This is a genomic window from Mesorhizobium sp. WSM4884, assembly GCF_029625675.1.
Lineage (GTDB): Bacteria > Pseudomonadota > Alphaproteobacteria > Rhizobiales > Rhizobiaceae > Mesorhizobium.
Genome location: NZ_JARTVO010000037.1, coordinates 21737 through 28641 on the forward strand (window position 1 = coordinate 21737; position 6905 = coordinate 28641).

The 6905-nt window shown below is 58.1% G+C and carries 6 protein-coding genes and 2 pseudogenes; 6 read left to right on the forward strand and 2 right to left on the reverse strand.

The window, feature by feature from the left end; all coding sequences use genetic code 11:
- Positions 1 to 87 precede the first annotated feature (87 nt).
- The 6 genes and pseudogenes from P9236_RS30070 to P9236_RS30095 form a co-directional block, all read left to right on the forward strand.
- A pseudogene (locus P9236_RS30070) lies at positions 88 to 174 on the forward strand (helix-turn-helix domain-containing protein); the annotation flags it as partial.
- Positions 175 to 447: 273 nt separating this feature from the next.
- Positions 448 to 1929, forward strand: coding sequence for a nitrogenase cofactor biosynthesis protein NifB (nifB, locus tag P9236_RS30075; protein WP_063169393.1), 1482 nt, complete (start codon positions 448 to 450; stop codon positions 1927 to 1929).
- Positions 1930 to 1958: 29 nt separating this feature from the next.
- Positions 1959 to 2153 carry a 4Fe-4S binding protein gene (locus tag P9236_RS30080; protein ID WP_024505232.1) on the forward strand — a complete coding sequence of 65 codons (195 nt, stop codon included), beginning with the start codon at positions 1959 to 1961 and terminating at the stop codon, positions 2151 to 2153.
- 85 nt (positions 2154 to 2238) lie between these two features.
- Positions 2239 to 2559, forward strand: a complete 321-nt coding sequence (locus P9236_RS30085) for a nitrogen fixation protein NifZ (RefSeq protein ID WP_024505231.1) — start codon at positions 2239 to 2241, stop codon at positions 2557 to 2559.
- The gene (gene nifT / locus P9236_RS30090) at positions 2556 to 2768 is read left to right on the forward strand and encodes a putative nitrogen fixation protein NifT (protein WP_024505230.1); all 213 of its coding nucleotides are present in this window, start codon (positions 2556 to 2558) and stop codon (positions 2766 to 2768) included. The genes P9236_RS30085 and nifT overlap by 4 nt, the downstream gene beginning before the upstream one ends.
- Positions 2769 to 2802: 34 nt before the next feature.
- Positions 2803 to 3696, forward strand: coding sequence for an SIR2 family protein (locus P9236_RS30095; protein ID WP_024505229.1), 894 nt, complete (start codon positions 2803 to 2805; stop codon positions 3694 to 3696).
- A 307-nt stretch (positions 3697 to 4003) separates the two neighbouring features.
- Here P9236_RS30095 and P9236_RS30100 read toward each other — a convergent pair whose 3' ends face one another.
- Together P9236_RS30100 and nifA are read right to left on the reverse strand one after the other, a co-directional pair.
- Positions 4004 to 4570 (reverse strand): sugar O-acetyltransferase, encoded by a 567-nt coding sequence (locus P9236_RS30100; RefSeq protein ID WP_024505228.1) that lies wholly within the window; start codon positions 4568 to 4570, stop codon positions 4004 to 4006.
- 464 nt (positions 4571 to 5034) lie between these two features.
- A pseudogene (gene nifA, locus P9236_RS30105) lies at positions 5035 to 6078 on the reverse strand (nif-specific transcriptional activator NifA); the annotation flags it as partial.
- Between the last annotated feature and the right edge of the window lie 827 nt (positions 6079 to 6905).

The window sequence follows — 6905 nt, forward strand, 5'->3', positions numbered from 1 at the left end:
TCGGCGCCCGCCTGAACACGAGATGGCCACTTGCGATTCTAACGATACGGCCGGACGGGGGCTGGGACCGCGGCGGACGAAGCGTGACGGCTGATCGACACAATGGAGAAGGCCGGCTGGGTTCAGGCTAATGCGGCTCGAATTCTCGGCCTCAAGCTGCGACAAGTCGGCTAGGCGATACGCCGGCATAGTATCGAGGTGAAGGAACTTCTAAGAGCCTGATGAGCCAATCGTCAGGCCAGTGGTCTTGCGCGCCCTGTGCGCGACAAGGAGTGCTTCGTGCTTCTGAACGGATTTGGACTTGCACTGTCGCAAGCAGGACAAAATTGTGTCGCGCCGGCCTGACACAATGCGATATCGACCCGAATAGTGAACTGAAGCCGCTTTTTTCAGTTGGTATGGCTCTTGCACCTTGAACCGCGACGTTACCAGCAACGGAGCCGTTTGATGTCCTCACCGACAGTTTCGATTGAGGGGCCGACTAGCACGACATCCGAGGGTCTTCTGGCAGCCGCGAAATCCGGTGGCTGCGCATCGTCTTCCTACGGCTCGTCGCCGACCAGCCCGGGCGAAGAGGATCCGGCTATTTGGGAAAGGATCAAGGATCACCCCTGCTTTTCGGAGGAAGCGCATCATTATTTCGCGCGTATGCATGTGGCGGTCGCGCCGGCTTGCAATGTCCAGTGCAACTATTGCAATCGCAAATACGATTGCGCCAACGAGAGCCGGCCTGGTGTTGTGTCTGAGAAGTTGACGCCCGACCAAGCGCTACGCAAGGTCATCGCCGTTGCCAACAAAGTTCCGCAGCTTTCGGTTCTTGGCATCGCTGGGCCGGGGGATGCCTGTTACGATTGGGAGAAAACGAAGGCAACGTTCGACCGCGTCATCAGGGAAATCCCCGACATAAAGCTGTGCGTCTCCACTAATGGGCTCGTGCTGCCGGACCATGTCGCCGAGCTTGCCGAAATGAATGTTGATCACGTGACGATCACCATCAACATGGTCGACCCGGAAGTCGGCGCGAAGATCTATCCATGGATCTTTTATGAAAATCGCCGCTACTTCGGCATCGAAGCCGCTCGAATCTTGCACGCGCGGCAGATGCTGGGCCTGGAGATGCTGAGCGCGCGCGGCATCCTCACCAAAATCAACTCGGTGATGATTCCTGGAGTGAACGACCAGCACCTGTTTGAGGTGAACAAAATGGTCAGGGAGCGGGGCGCGTTTCTGCACAACGTGATGCCTCTGATTTCGGACCCGGCGCACGGTACCCACTACGGACTCATCGGGCAGCGCGGCCCAACGGCAACGGAGATGATGGCTCTTCAGGATCGACTTGAAGGTGGCGCCAAGTTGATGCGCCACTGCCGGCAGTGCCGGGCAGATGCTGTCGGCCTGCTCGGTGAAGATCGTGGCCAGGAATTCACGCTGGACGGTATTCCCGACGATGTCGCCTACGATGCTGGCAAGCGTCAGGCCTATCGGCAGGTGGTCGCACACGAGCGCCGTGATCATGAGGCGGCGAGGAGCGAGGCCATCGGTATGGTCAAGGCAACAGACTCCGAAAAGTCGCTTCTGGTTGCGGTGGCCACTAAGGGAGGTGGACGGGTCAACGAACACTTCGGCCACGCGAAGGAATTCCAGGTTTATGAAGTCTCGCCTAGAGGGATCAGCTTGGTCGGGCATCGGAAGGTCGAGCGGTATTGCCTCGGAGGCGGGGGCGAAGACGCCATCCTCGAGGGCGTCATCGCAGCGCTCGAAGGCATACACATAGTGCTATGCGCCAAGATCGGAAATCGCCCGAAGGAACAACTCTCGCGAGTTGGACTGCGCGTAACCGACGCCTATGGCCATGACTACATCGAGACCGCAGTCAGCGCACTTTACGCGGCAGAGTTTGGGATCAGACCACTAGCGGCGACGGCCTGAGCCGTCTCGTCCGATAACCAGGAGTTAGAATGGCTTTAAAGATCATCGCATCCCAATGTACCCAATGCGGGGCCTGCGAGTTCGAATGTCCTTCGGAAGCGATCAAGTTCAAGGGCGACGCCTATGTGATCGATCCAAACAAGTGCACCGAATGCAAGGAGGCCTTCGATACGCAGCAATGCGTGTCGGTCTGTCCGGTACCGAAAACCTGCGTTCCCGCTTGATTCCTACCGAAACGGTCGGGTTCGCCGCACGACGACGCCTGCAACCCGCGACCACAACAAAAGCCTCGAGAAAGGAATGGACAGCATGTGGTCCAGACGCGAACAGGAGGTCGAAATCGGCAGACCGCCACGGTTCATGCAGGGTGAGCGGGTCCGTGCGATACGCCACATAAAAAACGACGGCACCTATCCCGGCAAGGAGATCGGCGAAAACCTCGTGCGGAAGGGCGACGAAGGCTACGTGCGCGACATTGGAACCTTTCTCCAGCAATTCTTCATCTATGCGGTCGAATGGATCGATCGTGGCACGGTCGTCGGCATGCGAGCGCGCGAACTCATTAGCCTCGACAAAGTCGAGGTTCCCTGCGGAGCTGAAGGCATTTCCAACGGGGGAACAGCCGGATGAAAGTAATGATTCGCAGGACCGCTACTGGCTTGTCGGCTTATGTCCCCAAGAAGGATCTCGAAGAGCCGATCACCGAGATTGAGAACGCTGACTTATGGGGCGGGACCGTGACGCTCAGGAACGGTTGGCGGCTCATGCTGCCCGACCTTCCGCGCGACACGCGTTTGCCGATCACCGTCGAGGCGATGAAGATTTCCGACGGGGCCTGATGCCGGTGGGTTCAGTGGCGGAGAGGAAACGCGTATGAACACGATGCTGAGCTGGGACCATCTCGTCGTCGTCCGGGGCAGTTTTGCCAAAAAACTGATTGACCTGCTGAACGGCGCTCTCAAGGCCGATCGAGTGATCCCCTATCTCGGTCCTGGTCTTCTGCAGCTTAACCCACCGGAATCCCCTGTACCTTGCACCCCTGAAGATGTCGCCGCGGCCCTCAACAAGCGGGCGCCTGCCCCTTCCAGGATTCGCACCAATATGTGGTCGGTCGCGCAGTTTATCGAGCAGCGCCGACATCGTCGGACTCTCCAAGCGTGGATGGCGGAGATATTCGCAGCCCCCGCCGAGCCGACCGTTCTTCACGCCTGGCTCGCAACCCTTCAACTGTCTGTCATCATCGACAGCTGGTACGATGGCGCCATGCGAGCAGCCCTTGCAGAGGCCGGCCAAACAGACGTTGTCGAGATACAAGGAACGACGCGCGCGACCGGAATCGGTAACATCTGGACGAGAACTTACGATTTGTCAGGAACAGAACTCGAGGCCGAACAAGTGGCTAGGACGGTGCTCTATGCGCCGCACGGCAGCGTCAGGCCGGCGGCAAACTTCCTCGTGGCTGATTCCGATTACGTCGAAGTCCTAACCGAAATTGATATCCAGACGCCGATCCCGGACGCGGTGAAGCAACGGCGCGTCAACCGGGGTTTTTTCTTCGTGGGCTGCCGCTTCAACGATCAGATGCTGCGCACATATGCCAGACAGCTGATGAAGCGCTCCACTGGCCCACATTTTGCGGTGATCGATTCGGCTACGCTGACCAGAAACGAACGTCGTTTCCTTGCCGAAGGCGCAATCACGGTCATCGACATGCCGATCCGCAACGCCGCGGCTCGCCTCGTCGGGGTCGATGCTAGCCAGGATTAATGGCCGGCGATTGCTGGTGAGTCGCTGCTTGCCTCCAAGGGCGAAAACTCAGTTGGGAATACATTCGTGAGCAGTAATGCTAGTGGCAGCACAACGTAGGCTCTGAATTCGTTGGGCCATGTGAAAGGGTCCGCTGCTGCGGGACGTGAGCACGTTGCGGCGGCATTACGCACATGATCTTGTGACCCCCGTGGCAAAAGAACTGAAGCGCCCGAGTCGCGACAACATATGCAGCGCTCAATGGCTTCGACAAAAATTCGGCACAGTTTCGACAGTTCGCATGCACCTCCAGGGTCAACGAGGTTGATTATGCCTGTTTATGTGGGTCGGCCACGCGAGCAGGAATTCCCACTACCTTTGCCCCGGCGGGAACATCTCGTGTGACCACGCAGCCAGCGCCTACCACTGCATTATCACCAATCGTGACGCCAGGCAGAATGATTGCTCCACCGCCGATCCAGACACGGCTGCCAATGTGAACAGGACGCCCGACCTGCAGGCCGGCCTGCCGCTGCTCGGCATCATGTGGATGATCGGCGGTATAAATCTGCACAGCAGGCCCAATTGCCGTTCCTTGCCCGATTTTGACCTCTACCACGTCAAGAATAACGCAGTTGAAGTTGATGTAGGCATTGGCTCCAATGCGGATATTGAATCCGTAGTCGCAAAAAAAGGGCGGACGGATGACCGTTCCGCGCCCAACCTCTCCCAGCCGCTCGGACAAAAGCTCATGCCAATGCCCCGTGGTCTGCCCCAGCGTATCATTGTACCGCTTGAGCCAAGCCCCGGTTGCCAACAGGTCAGCTTGGATCTCCGGATCCGCCGCATTGTAAAACTCGCCTGCGAGCATCTTTTCTTTTTGGCTACGCATCATAGTCTCCCGTCAGGTCGTGTCCCGTACAGTGATGCAGGAACGCACATCAAACTGCCTCGGCAACTTTGTAACTCGATCTTGCCGGGCGCGCGGTCGGTCACGAGCCGGGGCGACAGTTTCGTCTCGACCAACTTCCAAGAATTTGGATATCGGAGATCAACCGGTCGCAGGGGCCAATACCTGACGAAGTCGGCAACTGTCCAGCGGTCGAACTCACTTTCATGCCCATCTCAGATTGCGTGATATCGAGCGGTAAGCCATCAGCTAATGTATCGACCAGGTCCCGCCAGAGGATTACTCCTTTTTAGTTTGTCAGTCGCAGAGCCCCAGTACGACTGGTGGTAGAAAGCACACGGCCGGAATCTTGGCAGCGCTGTTCACACCCACTTCGTAAGCCTGGCCGATGGGCTCGGCGCCAGAGCACCAATGCTTGACCTGCTCCAGCTCTTGCTCGGCGGGTTGTTTCAGAGACGCTTGATCTCGATACCGCGTTTTCTCAGCACGTAGCCGATCTGGCGCGGGGTCAAACCGAGCAGGCGCGCCGCCTTTGCCTGCACCCAGCCACACTTTTCCATGGCAGCAATGACCGTATCGGCATCGGGCACCCTACCACGAGTCGTGGCAGGGCCTATCGGCGCTTGCCCGTCGCCGACGGGCGGGGCGGCACAGGCGGCGGAAGGCTCGATCGTAGTCGACTTCTCTGACGTCGGCTGTCCGTTCTTCCACAGCGCCGCGGCCAAGCACTGATCCGCGTAACAGGCAAAGTCAGTTCTGAGGATTGATGGACCCGTCGCCAGAACTGCCGTCCGTTGAACGCAGTTTTCGAGCTCTCGGATGTTACCTGGAAATTCGCAGTTCATTAGCACCTCAATCGCTTCGGGAGCGAAGGTCAGCGTGTGATCATTCTCAGTATTGAAATTCTTGAGAAACTGAGCGGCCAAGAGCGGAATATCACCTCGCCTTTCGCGCAATGCCGGCACGCGTAAAGTGACGACGTTGATGCGATAATAGAGGTCTTGCCGGAACTCCTTGCGTTGAACTGCCGTTTCCAAGTCCCTGTTCGTTGCGGCAATCACGCGAACATCAACTTTAATGGTGTGGTTGCTGCCGACGCGCTCAAACTCCTGCTCCTGCAGGACACGCAGCAGCTTAGCCTGGAACGAACCTGATATTTCGCCAATCTCGTCCAGAAACAATGTGCCTTTGTCGGCAGCCTCAAAGCGCCCCTTGCGCAAACTGCTCGCGTCGGTGAAGGCACCCTTCTCATGACCGAACAAGTCAGATTCCAGAAGCGTCTCGGTGAGCGCCGCGCAATTGACCTTGATGAAGGGCTGCTTGGCGCGAGGCGAGAGCTCGTGAATGGCTTTGGCAACCAGCTCCTTGCCGGTTCCGGATTCACCTCGCAACAGGACCGTAGTCTTCGCCTTGGCCACCTTGACAAGGTGCTCACGCAGCTTGCGCAGCGCCTGACTATCGCCAAGCATCTCCTTGCTGATCTTTTTACGTTCCATTTGGCAGCCCATCCCACTCCGCCACCCGCCGGTAGAACTGCACTGGACGGTGAGCTGTGTTGTATTTCGCCATCATCATTCTCGATCTCACCTTTGTTGCTTCGAAATTTCCGGCGCGCGGACCCCCTCGGCAAATGGCAATGGCGCCTGAGCATCGTTGTCTTTCACCAGGACGAGCGTCTTCTCCTCCGTGCGGGCGCCCGCAATATGCGCGCTTGTTTGCGCAGGCCTTTACTCGACCGGTCGCCGTTCTGTCCGGCTTCTGCCGCACCGCAGCCTGCAAACCCATCCTTGACAAGAAAGGAGGGGAGTCAATCGAGCTCTCCTTGCATTCGTGCAAGGAAAATTGTCAGTTTGATAGAATTCTATCAAAACGGCAGAAACGCCCCGCCCCCAATTTGGCTGTACCTGCGGCGTTCAGCTTACGTGACGACATGTGCGGACTTGTCCCAATTGCCGTCCGAGTTGTGCGGGAAACAGTAGCCGCTGCGCTGTTCGCTTCAACCGCGTGATGCCGCTGACAGTAGAGGCGGCGGCTCGTCGAGCGAGGCTTCATTGTTCGGCTACTAAAGCGGCTGTGCTTTGGTGGGAGTTGGTTTCGCCCAAGTTCTGGGCCTGGGGGCGTCTAGCCCGTTTCGCCGCACAGGCTCCTCCCACATCGTCGAGGCCGAGAAGGAGGGACCCCACAGCCCTCCCTGTATCACAATGCCCCGCCCCTCAAGCAGCTAGATACGACAGGTGACCTCGAATGAGGCGTCTTGCATGGCTTCTACACCTGCCTGAATGCCAGAACTGCGTTCGTACCGCCCATGGCGAAGGCGTTG